The sequence below is a fragment of the Halosegnis rubeus genome (assembly GCF_009184545.1).
Lineage (GTDB): Archaea > Halobacteriota > Halobacteria > Halobacteriales > Haloarculaceae > Halosegnis > Halosegnis rubeus.
This window is the reverse complement of sequence record NZ_QJOW01000003.1, coordinates 30,891-49,515: the sequence shown is the minus strand read 5'-3', so window position 1 is coordinate 49,515 and position 18,625 is coordinate 30,891. Positions and strand designations below refer to the sequence as shown.

The 18,625-nt window shown below is 66.0% G+C and carries 19 protein-coding genes; 7 read left to right on the top strand and 12 right to left on the bottom strand.

Annotated features, from left to right (window positions below; translation table 11 throughout):
* Positions 1-8: 8 nt before the first annotated feature.
* On the bottom strand, positions 9-1,220 hold the full coding sequence (gene ilvA, locus DMP03_RS07820; protein ID WP_152120154.1) for a threonine ammonia-lyase: 1,212 nt from the start codon (positions 1,218-1,220) through the stop codon (positions 9-11).
* Between the two features lie 172 nt (positions 1,221-1,392).
* The gene (gene pheA / locus DMP03_RS07815) at positions 1,393-2,196 is read right to left on the bottom strand and encodes a prephenate dehydratase (protein ID WP_152120153.1); all 804 of its coding nucleotides are present in this window, start codon (positions 2,194-2,196) and stop codon (positions 1,393-1,395) included.
* Positions 2,197-2,297: 101 nt separating this feature from the next.
* On the opposite strand from pheA, the gene DMP03_RS07810 reads away from it, so the two are divergent.
* On the top strand, positions 2,298-2,630 hold the full coding sequence (locus DMP03_RS07810; protein WP_152120152.1) for a hypothetical protein: 333 nt from the start codon (positions 2,298-2,300) through the stop codon (positions 2,628-2,630).
* Here the strand turns inward: DMP03_RS07810 and lpdA are convergent, their stop codons facing one another.
* From lpdA to DMP03_RS07780, 7 genes are all read right to left on the bottom strand, one after another.
* A complete protein-coding gene (gene lpdA, locus DMP03_RS07805) occupies positions 2,631-4,058 on the bottom strand; it encodes a dihydrolipoyl dehydrogenase (protein ID WP_152120151.1) in 1,428 nt (475 codons plus the stop codon).
* Positions 4,058-5,590, bottom strand: a complete 1,533-nt coding sequence (locus DMP03_RS07800) for a dihydrolipoamide acetyltransferase family protein (protein WP_152120150.1) — start codon at positions 5,588-5,590, stop codon at positions 4,058-4,060. The genes lpdA and DMP03_RS07800 overlap by 1 nt, the downstream gene beginning before the upstream one ends.
* Positions 5,590-6,573: an alpha-ketoacid dehydrogenase subunit beta gene (locus tag DMP03_RS07795; RefSeq protein ID WP_152120149.1), complete on the bottom strand. Its 984-nt coding sequence runs from the start codon at positions 6,571-6,573 to the stop codon at positions 5,590-5,592. The genes DMP03_RS07800 and DMP03_RS07795 overlap by 1 nt, the downstream gene beginning before the upstream one ends.
* Complete coding sequence (pdhA, locus tag DMP03_RS07790; RefSeq protein ID WP_152120148.1) at positions 6,570-7,673, bottom strand: pyruvate dehydrogenase (acetyl-transferring) E1 component subunit alpha; 1,104 nt, start codon at positions 7,671-7,673, stop codon at positions 6,570-6,572. The genes DMP03_RS07795 and pdhA overlap by 4 nt, the downstream gene beginning before the upstream one ends.
* A 187-nt stretch (positions 7,674-7,860) precedes the next feature.
* Positions 7,861-8,802, bottom strand: coding sequence for a lipoyl synthase (gene lipA, locus DMP03_RS07785; protein ID WP_152120147.1), 942 nt, complete (start codon positions 8,800-8,802; stop codon positions 7,861-7,863).
* 738 nt (positions 8,803-9,540) lie between these two features.
* Positions 9,541-9,696, bottom strand: coding sequence for a hypothetical protein (locus tag DMP03_RS14270; RefSeq protein WP_172967103.1), 156 nt, complete (start codon positions 9,694-9,696; stop codon positions 9,541-9,543).
* A gap of 38 nt (positions 9,697-9,734) precedes the next feature.
* A complete protein-coding gene (locus tag DMP03_RS07780; protein ID WP_152120146.1) occupies positions 9,735-11,978 on the bottom strand; it encodes a twin-arginine translocase subunit TatC in 2,244 nt (747 codons plus the stop codon).
* 94 nt (positions 11,979-12,072) lie between these two features.
* On the opposite strand from DMP03_RS07780, the gene tatC reads away from it, so the two are divergent.
* Complete coding sequence (tatC, locus tag DMP03_RS14825; protein ID WP_152120145.1) at positions 12,073-13,350, top strand: twin-arginine translocase subunit TatC; 1,278 nt, start codon at positions 12,073-12,075, stop codon at positions 13,348-13,350.
* Here tatC and DMP03_RS07770 read toward each other — a convergent pair whose 3' ends face one another.
* Complete coding sequence (locus DMP03_RS07770; RefSeq protein ID WP_152120144.1) at positions 13,351-13,749, bottom strand: DUF7473 family protein; 399 nt, start codon at positions 13,747-13,749, stop codon at positions 13,351-13,353.
* A 33-nt stretch (positions 13,750-13,782) separates the two neighbouring features.
* Positions 13,783-14,343: a TATA-box-binding protein gene (locus tag DMP03_RS07765; RefSeq protein ID WP_152120143.1), complete on the bottom strand. Its 561-nt coding sequence runs from the start codon at positions 14,341-14,343 to the stop codon at positions 13,783-13,785.
* 92 nt (positions 14,344-14,435) lie between these two features.
* Between DMP03_RS07765 and DMP03_RS07760 the strand changes: the two genes are divergently transcribed.
* The 5 genes from DMP03_RS07760 to DMP03_RS07740 all read left to right on the top strand — a co-directional run bounded on the left by DMP03_RS07760 (position 14,436) and on the right by DMP03_RS07740 (position 17,814).
* Positions 14,436-15,428, top strand: coding sequence for a THUMP domain-containing protein (locus tag DMP03_RS07760; protein ID WP_152120142.1), 993 nt, complete (start codon positions 14,436-14,438; stop codon positions 15,426-15,428).
* A gap of 67 nt (positions 15,429-15,495) precedes the next feature.
* Positions 15,496-16,251, top strand: coding sequence for an RlmE family RNA methyltransferase (locus DMP03_RS07755; RefSeq protein WP_152120141.1), 756 nt, complete (start codon positions 15,496-15,498; stop codon positions 16,249-16,251).
* A gap of 64 nt (positions 16,252-16,315) precedes the next feature.
* Complete coding sequence (locus tag DMP03_RS07750) at positions 16,316-16,492, top strand: ribbon-helix-helix domain-containing protein (RefSeq protein ID WP_075937671.1); 177 nt, start codon at positions 16,316-16,318, stop codon at positions 16,490-16,492.
* Complete coding sequence (locus tag DMP03_RS07745) at positions 16,485-17,183, top strand: queuosine precursor transporter (RefSeq protein WP_152120140.1); 699 nt, start codon at positions 16,485-16,487, stop codon at positions 17,181-17,183. Before DMP03_RS07750 ends, DMP03_RS07745 begins: the two co-directional genes overlap by 8 nt.
* Before the next feature lie 40 nt (positions 17,184-17,223).
* The gene (locus tag DMP03_RS07740) at positions 17,224-17,814 is read left to right on the top strand and encodes a DUF7474 family protein (RefSeq protein ID WP_152120139.1); all 591 of its coding nucleotides are present in this window, start codon (positions 17,224-17,226) and stop codon (positions 17,812-17,814) included.
* On the opposite strand, the gene DMP03_RS07735 is transcribed toward DMP03_RS07740, so the two are convergent.
* Entirely contained in the window at positions 17,815-18,558 is a 744-nt protein-coding gene (locus tag DMP03_RS07735) for a DNA polymerase sliding clamp (protein WP_152120138.1), read from the bottom strand. It abuts the gene before it with no gap.
* Between the last annotated feature and the right edge of the window lie 67 nt (positions 18,559-18,625).

The window sequence follows — 18,625 nt, the reverse complement described above, 5'->3', positions numbered from 1 at the left end:
TCGGTTTTTTATACCAGAATCTCCACGTCGTAGCCCTCGGCTTCGAGTGCGGCGATGAGCTCGGCGACGTGGTCGTGACCTCGCGTTTCGAGGTCCAACTCCACCTCCGTCGCGCCGACGCTCATCTCCAGGGAGGTGCGCTCGTGTTCGATACCGAAGATGTTTGCGCGCGCGTCGGCGATGATGCCGATGAGCCGTTCGAGCGCGCCGGGGCGGTCCTCCAGCGTGGTCTTCAACTTGAGGTAGCGGCCGTCCTCAACCAGTCCGCGCGTAATGACGTTGCGCAGGACGTTCAGGTCGATGTTTCCCCCACACAGCGCCGGGACGATGACTTCCCCCGCCTCGTAGTCGAAGGCCTCCTCCACGACCGCGGTGAGCGCAATCGCGCCGGCCCCCTCCACGAGCGTCTTCGACCGTTCGAGCAGGTCGACGAGCGTGCGGGCGATGGCGGCGTCGTTGACGGTGACGATCTCGTCGACGCGCTCTTTCACGACCTCGAAGGTGAGCGAGCCGGGCTGGCCGACGGCGATGCCGTCGGCGATGGTGTCGACGGCTTCGGTCTCGACGCGCTCGCCCTTCTCCAGCGACTGGGCCATCGCCGAGGCTCCCTCGGCTTGGACGCCGACGACGCGCGTCTCGGGGTCGTTCGCCTTCACCGCCGTCGCCACCCCGGAGATGAGGCCGCCGCCGCCGATGGGAACGACGACCGTCTCCACGTCGGGCTGGTCTTCGACGATTTCGAGACCCAGCGTCCCCTGTCCGGCCATCACGTCGTAGTCGTCGAACGCGTGGACGTAGGTGCGGCCCTCCAGCTCCTCCAGCTCGTGGGCCTTCTCCTGTGCGGCGTCGTAGTCGATGCCGTGGAGGATGACCTCCGCGCCGTACGAGCGAGTCGCCTCCACCTTCGAGACGGGGGCGTACTCCGGCATGACGATCTTCGCATCGATGCCCGCCCGATCTGCCGCCAGCGCGACGCCCTGTGCGTGGTTGCCGGCGCTCGCGGTGACGACGCCGGCCTCGCGCTCGTCGTCGTCGAGGTGTGCGAGCTTGTTCGTCGCCCCCCGGATCTTGAACGAGCCGGTTCGCTGGAGGTTTTCGAGCTTGAGATACACGTCTGCTCCGGTCGTCTTCGAGAAGGTATGCGAGTAGTCGAGCGAGGTGCGGCGGGCGACTTCCATCACCCGCTGGCGCGCTTCGAGTACATCTGCAACGTCGAGCATACCTACGGCTACCCCGCCCGGGGTCCTATCGGTTTCGACAGAAGGGAAGGAGCGTGTGCAGCCGTTTGTACGGCGTGTCGGTATATAAACTCCCGCCATCCAGAGCGGAAGTGAAATCGCGGGACGGGAGCAGGGTGAAACTGCTGTCAGACGGGTGTCTGCTGTGTGTCGCTCAGACGACGTGCTCGGTGTCGTAGCTCCCGAGCACGCGCACCCACCCCTCGTCTGCGATCTCCTCTAGCTCAGCGACCGCACCTTTCGTGCGCCCCTCGTAGAGTCCGGCTTCGATGTCGATATGGAAGACGTAATCGCCGAGTCGCTCGCCCGAGGGCCGCGATTCCACTCGCGAGAGGTTGATGTCGCGCTCGGCGAACGGCTCCAGCAGGTCGAGCAACAGCCCCGGGTGGTTCGTGTTCGGATAGACGACGAAGGAGGTCTTCCCGCCGGCCTCGCTGCGCTCGGATTCGGGCGCGACGACGAGAAAGCGCGTCGCGTTCGAACTCCGGTCTTGGATGTCGCTCTCGAGCACGCGGAGGTCGTCGCCCGCGTTCGCCGGGTGACCGATTCCGGCGACGCTGCTGTCCTCGCGGGCGCGCTCGACCCCGCGGGCAGTGGAGGCTACCGGCTCGGTCACCACGTCGGGATACTCTCGATTCAGATACTCGCGACACTGCGCGAGCGCCTGCTGGTGGCTCGCCACCGTCTCGAACGTCTCGGTCTGTGCGAGCAGCGAGTGTCGAATCGGCGTGACGACCTCGCGCACGACGGCGACCCGCTGGTCGGCCAAGGCGTCGAGCGACTCCGTGACGCTGCCCTCGATGCTGTTCTCGATGGGGACGACACCGCGGTCGTACGCGCCCGTCGCGACTCCCTCGACGATGGCCGTCACCGACTCGGCGAAGTCGATGTCGTCGGCGACCGACTGCGTCGCGCGGTGCGAGTAGGTCCCCTCCGGGCCGAGCGTGAGTGCGTTCATACACCCGTCTCGCGACACGCCCGTATCAGGGTGTCGACGGCCACAACGACCGAAGATGTTCGCCACACTACCCATCCGACGGTCGCTGTTATCCAATTGTGATGCGACAACTCGCCATCGTCCTCGTCGGTTTCCTCCTGCTCGCGGGGGTCGCGACCGGCGTTCCGCTCCCCGCGCCAGCAGAGACACAGGCCCAGCCGACCGGACAGGCCCACCACGGTCACGGCAACCACACCGATTGCGACGGTCCACGCGGCCACGGTCACGAGCACGAAGGGCACGGCTACGAGAACCAGAGCCACAACCCACGGTACCGACACCACGCCAGCCAGCAGCCAGCCCACGCACAGCAGTCGCTCGGCGAGAGTGAACAGCCCGTCGGCGTGAGTCCCGGCGAACAGCCGGACGGCAACTGCGACGACGACTGCCGGTAGCTATCGGTTCAGCGTGTGAACCGCGTGCCCCTGGGCGTTCATCGCGGCCTCCATCACGGCCTCCGACAGCGTCGGGTGCGTGTGGACGGTCGACGCGAGGTCCTCCAGAGTTGCGCCCATCTCGATTGCCAGGCCGACCTCGCCGATGAGTTCGGAGGCCTCCGGCGCGACGATTTGGGCACCGAGCACGAACTCCGTCTCCGCGTCGGCGACGATGCGGGCGAACCCGTCGGGTTCATCCATCGTGAGCGCGCGCCCGGAGGCGTTCATCGGCATCTGGCCGACGACCGGCTCAAAGCCGGCCTCCTCGGCCTCCGTCTCGGTCATCCCGACGGTCCCGATTTCGGGGTCGGTGAACACCGCGCCCGGAATCGACTGGAAATCCATCGCGGACGGCTCGCCGGCGATGTGCTCGGCGACGACCTCCCCCTCGGCAGAGGCCTTGTGCGCTAACATCGGCTCGCCGGCCACGTCGCCGACGGCGTAGACGTTCTCCACGTCGGTCTCGCCGAACTCGTCGCTCTCGAGGAACCCCGCCTCGGTCGGTTCAAGCCCGATTGCGTCGAGACCGAGCGTGTCGGTGACGGGTTGGCGACCCACGGCCACGAGGATGTGGTCGGCCTCGTAGGTCGACTGTTCGCCGTCGTCGGTCTCGGTGGTGAGCCGGACGCCGCCGTCGACGGTTTCCTCCCACTCGCTCGCGCCCTCGCCGAAGTTGAAGCCGACGCCCAACTCCTCGGCCCGCTTTCGGACGACCCGTGCCACGTCGTCCTCGTAGACGGGCAAGGCGCTGTCGAGCATCTCGATGACCTCAACGTTCGTCCCGAGCTTCGCGTACGTCGTGGACAGCTCCATTCCGATGTAGCCGGCCCCCACGACGAGCAGGTCCTCGGGGACGCTCGTCAGGTTCAACGCGCCCGTCGAGGAGAGGACGTGCTCCTCGTCGTACTCGAAGCCGGGAATCTGGATGGGTCGCGAGCCGGTGGCGACGATGGCGTGTTCGTACTCGATGGTTTCTGAACCTTGGCCGTCGCCCCCGTGCATCACGCGGACCGACCCTTCCCCGTCGAACTCCGCCGTCCCCTCGATGAGGTTGACGCCGTTCGCCTTACACAGCTTCTCGACGCCGCCGGTCAGCTGGTCGACCACGTCGTCTTTCCAACTCGACAGCGCGGCCATGTCGACGGCGGGATCGGCGTGGATGCCCATCCGCTCTGCCGACGCGGCGCCGTGGGCGGTGTCCGCCCCGGTGATGAGTGCCTTCGACGGGATACAGCCCCGATTCAGACAGACGCCGCCGTAGGCGTCCTTCTCGACGAGCGTCGTGTCGAGACCGAGCTGTGCGGCGCGGATGGCGGCGACGTAGCCGCCCGGTCCCGCGCCGATGACCAGTACCTCAGTGCCAGTTGCGATGTCTCCGACGACCATTAGAGTAACAAGAGTTCGGGGTTCTGCAGGTGTTCTTTCACCGTGTTCGTGAACGCGGCCGCCTCGGCCCCGTCGATGACGCGGTGGTCGATGCTAAGAGAGAGGGTCAACACGTGGCGGGGAACGACCTCGCCGTCCACCACGCGCGGCTTCTCCTTGATAGCGCCCAATCCGAGGATTGCGGTCTCGGGATAGTTGATGATGGGCGTGGCGTACTCGCCGCCGATGGCTCCGAAGTTCGTAATCGAGAACGTGCCGCCCTGCATATCTTCGCGGGCGATGGAGCGGTCACGCGCCGCCGCGACCAGCTCGTTCATCTCCTCGGACAGCTGGAGCAGCCCCTTCTGGTCGACCGCATCGACCACGGGCACCATCAGACCGGCGTCCGTCGCGGCCGCGACGCCGATGTTGTAGTAGTGTTTCGTGACGATTTCGTCTGCCTCCTCGTCTAGCTGGCTGTTGAGCACCGGATACTCGCGCAGTCCGGCGACGACGGCCTTCAGCACGAACGGCATGTACGAGAGCTTCTGGCCCCGAGCTTCGGCCTCCTCTTTCAGCCGCGCGCGCGTCTCCACCAGCTTCGTCACGTCCACCTCGTCGTGGTGGGTGACGTGTGGCGCGGTGTACTTCGAGGTCTCCATCTGCTCGCCGATGGTGCGGCGAATCCCGGTGTACGGTTCGCGCGTCTCGCGCTGGTCGACCTGTTCGGGCGTGGTCGAGACCGCGCCGGCCTCCTGGCCCGCCTGCACCGCTTCGGTGTCGGCGGCCTGTGCGGCCCGCTGCGTCTCGGCGAACTCACGCACCTGTTCTGGCCGGACGAACGCCTCGCCGTCGCGCGTCTCGTCGGTCGGCACGTCGTCGAGATTGACGCTCTCCTCCTCGGCCAGCCGTCGGGTCGCCGGCGCGGCCAGCGTCTGGTCGCGCCCTGCGCGCGCTACGTCGCCGGTCGGCGCTGGCTCCTCCTCGTCGTCCTCCCCGACCTTCGCGGTCGCGGGTTCGACCGCCGACTCGACTGCTTCCTCCTCGTCGTCGCTCGCTGCGTGTGCCCGCACGTCGGCGTCGGAGACGCGCCCGCCGGGACCGCTCCCCTCGACGGCCGCGATGTCCACGTCGAGTTCGCGGGCGAGTCGGCGCGCGCTCGGCGAGGCGAACACGCGGCCGCCCTTCGCGGCCGTGCCCCCGGCCTCCGCATCTTCGTCTTCGTCGCCGACTTCGGAGACGGCCGAGATTGCCGATTCGGCTTCGCTCTCGTCCGATTCCGTGTCTCCGCTCTCCTCGCTCGCGGTCTCGTCCTCTTCGGTGGCGAACGTGATGATGACGTTCCCGACGGGGACCATCTCGCCTTCCTCGGCGAGTATTTCCTTCACAGTGCCGTTGACCGGCGACGGCACCTCCACGACCGCCTTGTCGGTCTCGACCTCGGCGACCGGCTGGTCTTCCGTCACCGCGTCGCCGACGGAGACGAGCCACGAGACGACTTCGGCCTCGGCCAGTCCCTCGCCCACGTCGGGCAACTCGAACTCGCGGACCATCAGAACTCTACCGCCTCCCTGATTCCGTCCTCGATGCGCGCGGCTTCTGGCATGTAGTAATCCTCCAGCGCATACAGCGGGAAGGGCGTATCGAAGCCGGTGACCCGCGTCACGGGTGCCCTCTGGTAGCCGAGTGCCTCCTCCTGAATCGTGGCTGTGATCTCAGCGCCCAGCCCGCCGGTCTTCGGGGCTTCGTGGACGACGACCGCGCGACCCGTCTTCTTGAACGACTCAACGATGGCGTCCCAGTCCATCGGCGACAGCGTGCGGAGGTCGACGACCTCCACATCGATGTCGCCCTCGAGTTGCTCCGCGGCTTCGAGCGACGGCCGGGTCATGGCTCCCCACGTGAACACGGACACGTCCGACCCTTCGCGGCGGGTCTTCGCCTCGCCGAGTTCGACGGTGTAGGTCTCGTCGGGCACCTCCTCGCGGAAGGCCCGGTAGATGAGCTTCGGCTCCATGAACACGACCGGGTCGGGGTCGCGGATAGAGGCCGCGAGCAGCCCCTTCGTGTCTCGGGGGGTCGAGGGAACGACGACCTTCAGCCCGGCCTCGTGGGTGTAGAAGGCCTCCTTCGACTCGGAGTGGTGTTCGGGTGCGCGGATGCCGCCACCGTAGGGCATCCGGAGTGTCATCGGCACCGAGAAGCGACTTCGCGAGCGCGTGCGGAGCCGCGCGGCGTGTGAGACGATCTGGTCGAAGGCAGGGTAGGCGAAGCCGGAAAACTGCATCTCGGGCACGGGCTTCATCCCGTAGGCCGCCATCCCGATTGCGGTGCCGACGATGCCTGATTCCGCAAGCGGCGTGTCGAAGACGCGGTCCTCGCCGAACTCGTCGTGAAGTCCCTGCGTGGCGCGGAAGACGCCGCCGTTCTTGCCGACGTCTTCGCCGAAGACGACCACGTCGTCGTCGCGTTCCAGTTCGCCTTTCAGTCCGTCGCGAACCGCCTGTACGAGTGTGAGATTCTGTGTGTCGCTCATTCCAGTAGTTCCTCGTCACCGTGCTTCGACTGGAGCCGGTCGAGATACGCCTTCTGCTCGCGGAGTCGCTCCGGCATGTCGGCGTAGACGTGCTCGAACATGCTGTCCGTCGTCGGTCGCGTGAACCCCTCCGCGGTCTCGATCGCCGCTGCCACCTCGTCCTCGATGGACTCGGTGATTTCGGCGACGCGCTCGTCGTCGAGGACACCGCGGTCGCGCAGGAACGTCTCCATGCGCGGAATCGGGTCTTTTGCCTTCCACTCCTCGACCTCGTCGTCCTGTCGGTAGACGGACGGGTCGTCGGCGGTCGTGTGGGCGCCGTACCGGTACTGTACCGCCTCGATGAGGGTCGGACGGAGTTTGTCCCCCTCGCCGTTGCGCGCGCGGTCGACGGCCGCCTTCGCTACCTTGTAGACGGCAAGCGGGTCCATCCCGTCGACTTGCACGCCGTCTATCCCGTAGGCGATTGCCTTCTGCGCGATGGTCTCGGAGGCGGTCTGCTTCTCTCGCGGGACGGAAATCGCCCACTGATTGTTGTTACAGAAGAAGACGGTCGGCGTGTCGAAGACGCCGCCGAAGTTCAGTCCCTCGTGGAAGTCACCCTCCGACGTTGCGCCGTCGCCGAAGTAACACATGAACACCTCGTCGGTGTCGTTGTAGTTGGCAGCCATCCCCAAGCCGGCGGCGTGGGGGACCTGTGAGGCGATTGGCACGGCGACGGGGAAGATGTTCAGATCGTCCAGCTTGTTGCCTCGCTCGTCGCCCATCCAGTAGCGAAGCGTCCCTTCGAGCGTCAGCCCGTGGACGTAGGACGCAGCGTGCTCGCGGTAGGACGGGATGAGCCAATCCTGCTCGTCGAGCGCCATCGCGGAGCCGACCTGTGCGGCCTCCTGCCCCGCTAGGGGCGGGTACGTTCCCATCCGGCCCTGTCGCTGGAGGCTGACGGCACGCTGGTCGAAGTGGCGGGCCAGCTTCATCGTCCGGTACATCTCCACGAACTCCTCCTCGGAGAGGTCGGGGACGGTCGCTCCCTCGACCACCGACCCGCCCTCCGCGAGCACCTGCACCTGCTCGCGTGGGTCCGTATCGAGTACGCTCACCGCCGTACCACCCGGTCTATCATACTCGTGGTGTCAGAGCCACCGGACAAAGTAGTTTCGTAAATACCTTTCGTAGGCCGTGACTATTGCCACGAGATACGACGAACGGTCAAAAATATCGCCTCCGCGTTCGGCATTTTCATGTGTTTGTCGGCTCTCTCGCGGAGGCGTGGTACGTGATGGCGTCTCAGTCCCCCCGGGCGTGGGCCTGTTCGCGCGCCTCCGCCGGCGACAACCCCTCGCGGGCGACCGCCTCCACGAAGAACTCACCCGCCTTGAACGAGGAGCGTACCATCGGACCCGAGGCACAGTAGCGGAACTCGAACCGCTCTTCGGCGACGGTCTGCCACGTGTCGAACTTGTCGGGGTGGACGTACTCGAACACCTCCAGATGGCGCGTCGACGGCTGGAGATACTGCCCGAGCGTGACGATGTCGACCCCGACCTCGCGGAGGTCGGACAGCGTCTGGTACACCTCGTGGTCGTACTCGCCGACCCCGAGCATAATGGAGGTTTTCGCGTAACAGTCGGAGTCGGCAATCTGTGCGAGCACGTCGAGCGACTGCTGGTAGCCCGCCCGGCGGTCCCGTACCGGCCACTGGAGGCGGTCGACCGTCTCGATGTTGTGGGCCAACACGTCCGGTCCGGCGTCGATGACCTCCTGGACTGCGCGTTCGTCCCCCTGGAAGTCGGGGATGAGCGCCTCCACGAGAATCGACTCGTCGCGGCGTTTGATTTCCCGAATCGTCTCCGCGAAGTGGCCCGCACCGCCGTCGGCGAGGTCGTCGCGGTCCACGCTCGTCAAGACGACGTAATCGAGCCCGATTTCGGCGACGGCGCTCGCGACGTTCGCCGGTTCCTCGGCGTCGAGCGACTCCATGCCGCCGGTCTGTACGTCACAGAAGTTACAGCCTCGCGAACAGCGGTCGCCCATCAGCATGAACGTCGCCGTCCCCGGGCCGTTGCGCCCGGACCAGCAGTCGCCGAGGTTCGGACACGACGCCTCCTCACAGACGGTGTGGAGGTCGTGCTCGCGCAGCGTCGACTTGATGTCGGTAAAGCGGTCGCCAGAGGGGGGACGCATCTTCAGCCACTCCGGCTTTCGGGGCCGGTCACGCGAGCGACTCATGTCTGTTCGTTTGCCTCTGTCAGCAAAAACGTGCTGTCCCCTCGGTGGAGTTGGATACTCGGTTTGTTTTCTTGTCTCGGATGGTCGGGAACTGCTGGATGTGTCGGTTGGTGGTTTTGGCTATCTCGGTTGCTCTCGTAGTGCTGTTGTGTACGGCTTGAACTCTCTGGGTGTGTCGCCCGCTGACTGCTCTGTTGTGAACGGCCCGAAAGTCCCGGGGGTGTCGCGGTCTTGCCGGCGGCTTCACCGCCGGCTGCTTGGGAGCGCTTCGCTCTCCCTCTGTCCCCGTGACATATCGGTCGCTCACTGCGTTCGCTCCCGATAGTGGTCACGGAGCCGACCATGTGAACGCGACACGCCCGTCTGAGCAAGACGCTGCGCGTCTTGCTGACCCTGAAGTCTGCTATGGCCGACTTCAGGACCCCTTTCAGTCCACCCGACAGCACCGCCCACGAGCCTCCCCAGCCGACTCCCTCGCTACGCTCGCTCGTCCCTCGCGCTGACTCGCGCGCACAGGGCGCGCTCGGACCACGCCACTACGTCGCTTGAGTAAGCAACCGAGGCGGTGGCCTGACGCACCGCTCGCCGTGCGAGCGTGTGCGTCGTGGGGAAAGGTTGGTATGGTTGCGGTGCTGTTTCCCCGAAGCCAAGCGACGAGCGTGGTCGCGGTGCTGTCGAAGTCAGAGCAAACAGCGCATTGCTGTCGATTTCAAACTAAATTCCGTCAGAACACGCCTCCTACGTCCATCGCATATCGAGACCACGAACGAGCGCACCGAAGACGAACCCGAGAAACAGCGCGAGCGCCGCACCACTAACAGGGTCGAAGGCGAGCGTCCCGGCGATGAACGCGAGCACCGCTACCAGCGCGATGACCGCATCCTGTCGGTCCATATCCGTACTCACCGGGGGAATGGAAAAAAACGGGCGGGTCAGTCAGCAGCACGAGGCCGACCACCGGACCCTCCACGCCGGCCACCAAGCGTCACCACGTGTAACACCGCCAGCCCGAGGAAGTACATCCCGACGACCGGAATCCCGAGCAGGAACATCATGAAGACGCCCTGTGGGGAGGCGAACGCGACGATGGTGAGGACGGCGAGGGTGACGACGCGCCACCGGTCGCGCATCTGCTGGTAGTTGACCAGCCCGCCAGCGTGGAACAGCCACATCGTCACTGGGATACAGAAGAGCAGGCCGACCCCGACGGTGGTGAAAAAGACCATCCAGCCGAAGTTGTTGATGCGGTAGGCGATGACCATCGACGCCGTGAGCGCGTCGTTCGCGAGCCACGAGATGATGCGCGGCGCGACAAACAGGAAGCCGACGACTGTGCCGGCAGACAGGGTGGCGAAGACGCTGCCGCCCCACACGAACAGGACCCGACGGTCGCCGCTGGCGAAGCCGCGCTCCTTGAGCGCCGGCCACGCGAAGTACAGCAGTATCGGTAGCGTCGCGACCGCACCGACCACAATCGAGAGCTTGATTTCGAAGATGAGCGCCTCGACCGGGTGGAGCGCGACGGTGTCGACCTGTTCGGCCGAGAACCCCTCCGCGAGCCGCCCGAGGAAGCTGGCCTTCAGCCAGCCGATACCGCCGGTGTAGAGCCACGAGAACATCGCCGCCAACACGATCATGAACGTCCCGACGAGGATGAACGCCTTCGACCGCAGCGAGGAGGCGATGAAGGCGATATCGTGGTAGTAGCCGCCGATGTCGTCTTCGTCCACGTCGTCGGCCGTGAACGCCGACAACATCCCCGCGCCCGTCTCGGTGACGACGTTACCGCCGCCTTCTTCGTCCTCGACTGGCTCGGTCGGGGCCGGTTCGTCTGTGGTGCCGGCCGCAATCTCGTCGTCGGCGTCCGACTCTTCCTGCTCTGCAATCTCGTCGTAGCGGTCGAGAATCGCCTGCGCCTTGGCGTCGTCGCCGTCGTCGAGTGCGCCGCTCGCGAGCGCGAGCGCCTCGTCTTCGGTGAGGGCTTCGAACGGTTCCGGCGGTGCGGCGCGGATGCCGGCGGCGTCGAGTTCCGAGAGGTCGAGTTCGGCCGGGTCGCCGGTGCTCGCGACGCGGGGCGAGCGGTCGGCGACCGCGTCCAGCGCGCGGAACATCAACACGACCGTGACGGCGAAGGCTGCGACAACCGCGAGCAACGCGGCCACGGCCGCCACGACGACCAGCGTGTCGACCCCGAACAGCGTATCCGTCGTCAGCGTCTGCGGGAACCGCTCGGCGAAGGAGGGACCGAAGTACGGGAGCGACTCCAGCGTCCGCATCACGCCGTTGAGCTGGCCGTCGAACGCCGCCCGCCCGAGCAGAAACGCGACCGCGCCGGTGAGGAAGCCGACGCCCGCGAGCACGTTCCAGTTCCGCCGGGCCGTCGGCTTCAGGCCGACCTGTCGTCCGGCGGCCTGTGCCGTGACGAGGAACCGCGTGAGACCAAGGGAGAACGCGTACAACACGACCAACGGGGTCGCCCACATCAGCTGCGTGAGCGGGTCCGGCGGCGTGAATATCGCTCCTGCGGCGTACAACACGACGATGGCGTGTTTCCAGTAGTCGCGGAACGTCTCGTAGGGAACGACGCCCGACAGCGCCATCCCCGACATCGCAAGCGGGAGTTGGGCCGCGAGACCGAACGAAAGCGAGAGCAGGAAGACGAACTGGACCCACTTCACGATGGAGTAGGTCGGCGAGATGTCGGCCGCGGCGGCGTTTGCCGCGAGAAAGTCGAACACGACCGGGAAGAAGAGCAGATAGCCGTAGGCCGCGCCGGCAAGCAGGAGGAGGACGCCTCCGGCGACGACGACGGCGATCTTCCACCGCGGCACGCCCGTCGGCCAGTAGCCTCGCCCTTTGAGCGCGCTGCGCGAGTAGTAGATGAGGAACGGAATCGACAGGAGCAGGCCCACCACCAGCCCGATCTTCACCTGCAACAGAATCACGTCGAACGGCGTGACCGCGACGATGGTCGCCTCCGGAGCCTCGGCCAACAGGTCCGCCTTCATCCGGTCCCAGCCGTAGTTGCGCAAGAACAGAATCGTCGCGATGAGTCCGACCACGAAGACGATGAACACCTTCTGGAGATGGCTCTGTGCGGCCGACAGCATGGAACCGAGCGTCTCGCGACCGCTCTGGAGCCCGCGGGTGACATCATTATCGACGATTCCAGACACGTACGTCGTTGGGTACCGCCGGGTTATCAACCTTTCAGCCTCGGCCGAGCGTCGAGAAGAAGGCTTACAACTGGGCGACGCGGAACGCACGCTAATGCCTGAGGAGTCGGACGACGACACTACCCCTCCAGAGCCCGCGGTTCGTCGGCTCGACGACGAGACGGGTGACGGCTCCGATTCCGACGCCGACGACGCGCCACAGACCGGCAACACGCCTGATTCCGACGACACGACAGCCGGAGCGACCGACTCGGATGAACCGCTCGACCCAGAAGACGACCCCGACACGCCGACGGCTGATCCGGTTGAGACGCCGGCCGACGACGACGGCGACGCTGGCGACGACCCGAACACTTCGCCGACGACGATGGCGGACGACCCGTTCGACGGCTACGAAGTCGACACCACGCCGGCAGTGGAACGCGACTCGCTCGAACGGGACGCCGACGATGATGAGGACGGCCCCGACGAGACCGATGACATCGGCGACCGTGGCGACGCGTCGTTCGACGACGGCTCACCCGGCGTGAGCGGCTCCGTCGGCGACTCCGCAGAGGTCGCACAGCCCGGCCCGGTGAGCGAACCCGAGGAGTTCGAGGGTGCACCCGACGACCAGGAGATGCCGCTTGCCGACCACATCGAGGAGATGGTAAAGCGGCTCGGCGTGGTCATCGTCGTGATGGCGGCCGTCTCCGGCGTCGTCTTCCCGTTCGCGACGTATCTCATCAACTTCCTGTGGTTCAACTATCTGCCCGGGACCGAAGAGATCTGCCGGCAGGTGGCACAGGTCGGCGCGACGAACGTCGATCCACAAACCGCCTGTGCCCGGGTGTATCACCCACTCGCAGTCGTGTTGGCGAGGCTGAAAGTCGCGACGCTCGCCGGCTTCGTCGTCGCGCTCCCGCTGTTTGTCTACGAGACGTATCTGTTCATGCGACCGGGGCTGTATCCCCGCGAACGGCGCTACTACCTGGCGAGCGTGCCGACGAGTCTGGTGCTCGCTGCCGCCGGCATGCTGTTTGCCCACCACCTCGTCATCCCCATCCTCTTTGATTACTTCGTCGGCTACTCCGAGGGCGCGACGACGCTCGCATTCGGGCTGACGGAGACGTTCGACCTCATCGTCCTGATGCTCGGTGCGTTCGCCATCGTGTTCCAGATTCCGCTGTTCATCATGCTGGCGCTGATGATGGGACTCGTCACCCGGACGTGGCTCCAGAGCCGCCGACTCATCTTCTGGGGGCTGTTCGCGGCGCTGGCGTTCCTCTTTACCGGCGACCCGACGGGACTCGGTCCCATCTTCGTCGCCGTGACGATGATCGTCCTCTTCGAGGGGACGCTCCTGCTCGCACAGTGGACCGGCCACGAGTGATCAAAACAGCAGTCCGACGCCGAGCAGATTCCCGAGCGCGATGCCGAGGACGGCCGCGAACGCGAAGTGGAGCACGACGACCGGCACCGCAGACCGGAGCTTCAGCCGGTAGGCGACGCTGACGGCCGCGAGGTCGGCAAGCAGCGCGACTACGAGCGCGACGCCGACGAGCAGGTCCGGGCCGATACCGAACACCCCCGACTGGCCGTACTCGCCGAGCAGAATCGAGACGAGCGCCGGCACCGGGGCGGCGTAGGCGGCCCGCTGTGAGGGCACGTCACCGATGAAGAAGGTGGCAGCGAGATGGAGCGTGAAGGCGTAAAACGCCGCGGTCAGGAGAAACGTCACGACGAGCGCCAGCAGTCCGCCGCCGGCGATGCTTTGCAGGGGAACAACCATCGCCCCGGTCTATGGGGCGTCGCTGTTTATCCGTTACGCGAGCAGCCCGAGTTCGTCGAGCTGCTCGACGATGGTGTCGACGGCTACTTCGGCGTCTTCTGGCTTCTTGCCGCCCGTGATGACGAGCTTGCCGGAGCCGAACAACAGCGCGACCACGTCCGGGTCGTCCAGCCGGTAGACGAGCCCCGGAAACTGCTCGGGTTCGTACTCGATGTTCTCGAGCCCGAGCCCGATGGCGATGGCGTTCAGATTCAGGTCCTCGCCGAGGTCGGCGGAGGTGACGATGTTCTGGACCGTAATCTCCGGGTCGTCTTCGATGGGGATGTCGAGCGCACGCAGTTCATCGAAGACGAGATGAAGCGCCTCGTGCACGTCGGCGGTCGATTTCGCGCCGGTGCAGACGACCTTCCCAGAGCGAAAGATGAGCGCGGCGGACTTCGGATTCTGCGTTCGGTAGACGAGTCCCGGGAACTGCTCGGGGTCGTAGTCTGCCCCCTCGAGGTCCATCGCGACGCTCTGTAGATCGAGTTCCTGGGCGATACCGGTCGATGCCACCACGTTCTCGATATTGATGGTCGCTTTGGGGTCGTCCATTTAACTCCTGTGTCGGTTCTCCGCCTCAAAAAGGTACGTATGAGACCGCGCGCTATCGTCGGCTTCTTGCGCTCGCCGTTGCGACCTTTGGTGTGTATCTCCTCGAACTCGGTGGGGAAGACGACGCCTTCGCGGCCCGGGAGGCAGCGAGCGCCTGCTCGGACGTGCAGCCGCTGGCTCCCGGACTCGCGACGGCCCGCGGTATCACCGACCGAGTCCGCGGGCTCGCGTACACCCACGCCGCGGACGAACTCGTCGGTACGGCCGAGGGGGGAATCGACGCCGCCGTCGCGCTGCTCGAAGCCGCGTCCATCGACCGCACCGGTACGGTCGCTGTCCGCGCCAGAGACGTACAGGCGACGGCCGACGTGTCGACCCAGCAGGCCGAACGCGACCTCGGCGGTGCGCTCACCGACCGCGGATTTCCGGTCGATCTCGACTCCCCCGACCACGAGCTCCGAGCGCTCTTCGCGGGCGAGACGGCCGCGCTCGCGTGGCTGGAAACCGAATCCGTCCGCGACTTCGGCAGCCGTCGCCCGACGGACAAGCCTTTCTTTCAGCCCGGCAGTATGGACCCGCTGTTGGCGCGGGCGGTCGCCAATATCGCCGGCGCACGCCCCGGTCGCACGGTGCTTGACCCGATGTGTGGCACCGGTGGCGGACTCGTCGAGGCGGGACTCGTCGGGGCGGACGTGCTCGGCAACGACGCCCAGTGGAAGATGAGCCACGGCGCACGCGACAACCTCGCGCACTTCCTCGACGGTGACGGCGTCGCCGGGCTGCCGTCGCCCGGTCGGTACGACGTGGTTCGGGGCGACGCGACCCGGCTCCCCCTGCGTAACGAGGCCGCCGACTGCGCGGTCTTCGATGCGCCGTACGGCCGCCAGTCGAAGATTGCCAATCAGTCGCTGTCTGCGCTCGTCGAAGACGCGCTCGCCGAGACCCACCGCGTTACAGACCGGGGCGTTCTCGTCTGTGACCGCGAGTGGGACGACGCCGCCCGCGAGGCCGGCTGGACCGTCGAGTCCCGATTCGTTCGGCCCGTTCACGGGAGCTTGGACCGCCACATCCTCGTGTTGCGGTAGGCTCCGACGTATCTTTCCGCGTTGGCGCGTGTATCTCCTGTATGAGCGATTCGCCAGCGGTGAGAGCATGACTGGAAAAGACGAGTACTACAACCGCGCGAAACAGGAGGGGTATCGCGCTCGCTCCGCGTACAAGCTGAAGCAACTGGACGAGACGGCCGGCTTGTTCGGGCCGGGCAACACCGTCGTCGATTTGGGTGCGGCCCCCGGCGGCTGGTCGCAGGTCGCCAGCGAGCGCGTCGGCGAACAGGGCACCGTCATCGCGGTCGACCTCCAGCGCATCGAGGATATCGACGGCGTCGAGACGCTCCGTGGCGACATGACCGACGACGACACCCGCGAGCGCATCATCGAGCGGGTCGGCGAGGCCGACGCGGTCGTCTCCGACATGGCACCGAACATGACCGGCGAGTACCACCTCGACGCCGCGCGGTCTGCACACCTCGCCCGGATGGCCTTCGAGACGGCGCTGGAACTACTCGGTGCCGGCGGCGACCTCGCGGTCAAGATTTTTGAGGGACAGGACGTGGCTCCGTTGCGCGAGGACATGGAGAGTGAGTTCGAGTATGTGCGCGCCGTCCACCCGGACGCCTCGCGCGACTCCTCCTCAGAGCTGTATCTCGTCGCGAAGGGGAGACTCACTGCCCCGGTGCGAGAGGGCGACGAGCTGACGGTCGATATCGTCGACGAGGGAAGCGAGGGGGACGGCATCGCGAAGGTTGAGGGGTTCACCGTTTTCATCCCCGACGCCGCGACCGGCGAGGAGGTCGACGTGCGCGTCGACGACGTGAAGCCGCGGTTCGCCTTCGCCGAGCGACGATGAGATAACACTCAAAGAGGATTACAAGACGAACGAACTATTATTTCGGATGCGCCTACCCTCCCGTATGCCCAAAATCAGCGTCGAGATTCCGGGGGAACTGCTCGCTGACCTCGACGACCACGTCGGCTCCGAGGGGAAGTACGTGAACCGGTCGGACGCGATCCGCGCGTCGATTCGCAAGAACCTCGACATCCTCGACGACATCGACGCTCGCCACGGCCGACTGGACGACGATGAGTGACCGACCGATTCCACTCGGCGCGACGATTCTCGCCGCCTTGTTCGTCACCGCGCTCGTCACCTCACAGCTGACGGCGGCGAAGGTGCTCGCGTTCGGCATCCCGTTTTCGCTCCCGATCGTCGACTCCTCGCTCGTCCTCCCGGGTGCGGCGCTCGCGTACGCGGTGACGTTCTTCGCCTCCGACTGCTTCACCGAACTGTACGGCAAGCGGTCGGCTCGCCGGCTCGTCAACGTCGCGTTCGCGATGAACTTCGTCATGCTCGCGTTGGTCTACTCGACCATCGCCGCGCCGGCCGCCGGGTCGAGTATCGACCCCGAGATGTTCGCAACCGTGCTCGGCGCGTCGACGAACATCGTCCTCGGCTCGCTGGTCGCGTATCTCGTCTCGCAAAACTGGGACGTGTACGTGTTCCACGCGATTCGCGAACGCACGGGCAAAGAGAAGCTGTGGCTCCGCAACGTCGCCTCGACGGCCAGCTCACAGGCCATCGATACCGTGCTGTTCGTCGGTATCGCCTTTTATCTGCTCCCGCAGTACGCCGGCATCGGCCCGGACCTCCCGAATTCGGTCGTGTTGAGTCTCGCCGTCGGGCAGTATCTGCTCAAACTCCTCATCGCGGTCGTCGACACGCCGTTCGTCTATCTCGCCACGCGACTCGTCCGCCGGCGCGAGTCGATGCTCGCCGGCTGAACAGCGATACGTCTTAGTTCGCGACGCCGGGAGGTGAGCCATGCCGCGCTTCGAGTACCCGTGTCCGGGCTGTCGCACCCGTACGAACCTCCACGACGTCGACTGTGACTTCGACGGCGTCCGCTGGACCGACATCGAAGCCGCCTACGTCGATATCCTCTCGCGACTCTCGACTGAACCGCACACGCAGGCCGACCTCCGAGCCAACATCGAGGAGTGGGGCGGGCTTCACGCCGCCGGTCTCTCCCGACTCCGTGCCGACCAGCGCGTCGACGGCGACGACGACGAGCCGCTGGAGCTGCTCACCGCAGAAGCGTACAAAGAGCGCGTCACCCACCCGACGATGGAGCCGCTGAAGACTATCTACGAGAAGGGGTCCGTCCACGGCGCACACGACAACGCCGTCTTCGCGCTCGTCGCCTTCTACGAGATGGTGGGGCTCTCGTGGCAGGAGACCCGCGAGCAGATGCTCACGTGGCTAGAGGAGTCGGGCACGTGGGCACGCGGCGGCTTCGAGGAGGCGAGTCCCGAGGAGCTGGTCGACTCGAAGCGGCACGTCTACGAGCGGGGCTACGGGTGGAAACAGGCAGGCAGAGAGGCGAAGGCAGTTATCGACCGCCGCTTGGGGTAATTAGTCGCTCTGGATGCGTGGCGCTAGCATAAATGTTACACTACCTTCACCTTCGGCGATATCGAAGTGGAGCTTGACGGGGAACTCCTCGCCCAGCTCCATCGTTACCTCGGCGTCGGAGGGAATCGCCTTGTTCATGTCCTGCAGGTAATCGAGCGAGAAGAGCGAGCGGGCGTCGCCGGCGGTCAGGTCGATGAGGTCCTCGCGGGTGAGTTCGAGGTGCACGTCGTCGGTGTCACCCTCCGCGTCGACGTAGAACAGTTCCTCGTCGGCGTCGACGCCGAGCGCGATGTGGTCGGAGACCATGTCGGCGGCCTTGACGGCGCGGGCGATATCGGCTCCTTCGACGACGACGTTCGCCGGCAGGTCGAGGTCCGGTAAGTCCGGCTCCTGGCGGATGGAGTCGGGGTCGATGAGCGCGAGCGTCCCCTCGAGTCCCTCGATCTGGACGTGGAGTTTGCGGGTCTCCTCGTCGAGTTCGAGTTGGACCAACTGCCCGGCGTCGGCCATGCCGACGAACTCCTCCAGTCGCGAGAGGTTGACGCCGATGACGCCCCCGTCGGTCTCGTAGGACTCGAAGGCGGCAGCATCGAGCGTTAAATCGACCATGCCGACGTTCGCAGGGTCGACGGCGCGAATCGTGAGCCCCTCCTCTTCGAGTCGAATCTTACACTCGTCGACCAGCACGCTCACGGAGTCTAACGCGTCTCCGAGCGTGTCAGCGCTCACAATAGCCTTGAACATCTTGTCGCCGGCTACGAAACGGCGTGATAAAAACTCTCTCATGCCCGCTCGCGCGTGCGACGCGCCC

Coding starts and splice junctions, on each gene's coding strand:
- DMP03_RS07740 (WP_152120139.1), top strand. CDS start 17,224: ATGCCGCGCTTCGAGTACCCGTGTCCGGGCTGTCGCACCCGTACGAAC.
- ilvA (WP_152120154.1), bottom strand. CDS start 1,220: ATGCTCGACGTTGCAGATGTACTCGAAGCGCGCCAGCGGGTGATGGAA.
- DMP03_RS14270 (WP_172967103.1), bottom strand. CDS start 9,696: ATGGACCGACAGGATGCGGTCATCGCGCTGGTAGCGGTGCTCGCGTTC.
- DMP03_RS07745 (WP_152120140.1), top strand. CDS start 16,485: ATGAGTGACCGACCGATTCCACTCGGCGCGACGATTCTCGCCGCCTTG.
- DMP03_RS07770 (WP_152120144.1), bottom strand. CDS start 13,749: ATGGTTGTTCCCCTGCAAAGCATCGCCGGCGGCGGACTGCTGGCGCTC.
- DMP03_RS07795 (WP_152120149.1), bottom strand. CDS start 6,573: ATGAGCGACACACAGAATCTCACACTCGTACAGGCGGTTCGCGACGGA.
- DMP03_RS07735 (WP_152120138.1), bottom strand. CDS start 18,558: ATGTTCAAGGCTATTGTGAGCGCTGACACGCTCGGAGACGCGTTAGAC.
- DMP03_RS07810 (WP_152120152.1), top strand. CDS start 2,298: ATGCGACAACTCGCCATCGTCCTCGTCGGTTTCCTCCTGCTCGCGGGG.
- DMP03_RS07755 (WP_152120141.1), top strand. CDS start 15,496: ATGACTGGAAAAGACGAGTACTACAACCGCGCGAAACAGGAGGGGTAT.
- DMP03_RS07750 (WP_075937671.1), top strand. CDS start 16,316: ATGCCCAAAATCAGCGTCGAGATTCCGGGGGAACTGCTCGCTGACCTC.
- lpdA (WP_152120151.1), bottom strand. CDS start 4,058: ATGGTCGTCGGAGACATCGCAACTGGCACTGAGGTACTGGTCATCGGC.
- tatC (WP_152120145.1), top strand. CDS start 12,073: ATGCCTGAGGAGTCGGACGACGACACTACCCCTCCAGAGCCCGCGGTT.
- lipA (WP_152120147.1), bottom strand. CDS start 8,802: ATGAGTCGCTCGCGTGACCGGCCCCGAAAGCCGGAGTGGCTGAAGATG.
- DMP03_RS07765 (WP_152120143.1), bottom strand. CDS start 14,343: ATGGACGACCCCAAAGCGACCATCAATATCGAGAACGTGGTGGCATCG.
- pheA (WP_152120153.1), bottom strand. CDS start 2,196: ATGAACGCACTCACGCTCGGCCCGGAGGGGACCTACTCGCACCGCGCG.
- DMP03_RS07800 (WP_152120150.1), bottom strand. CDS start 5,590: ATGGTCCGCGAGTTCGAGTTGCCCGACGTGGGCGAGGGACTGGCCGAG.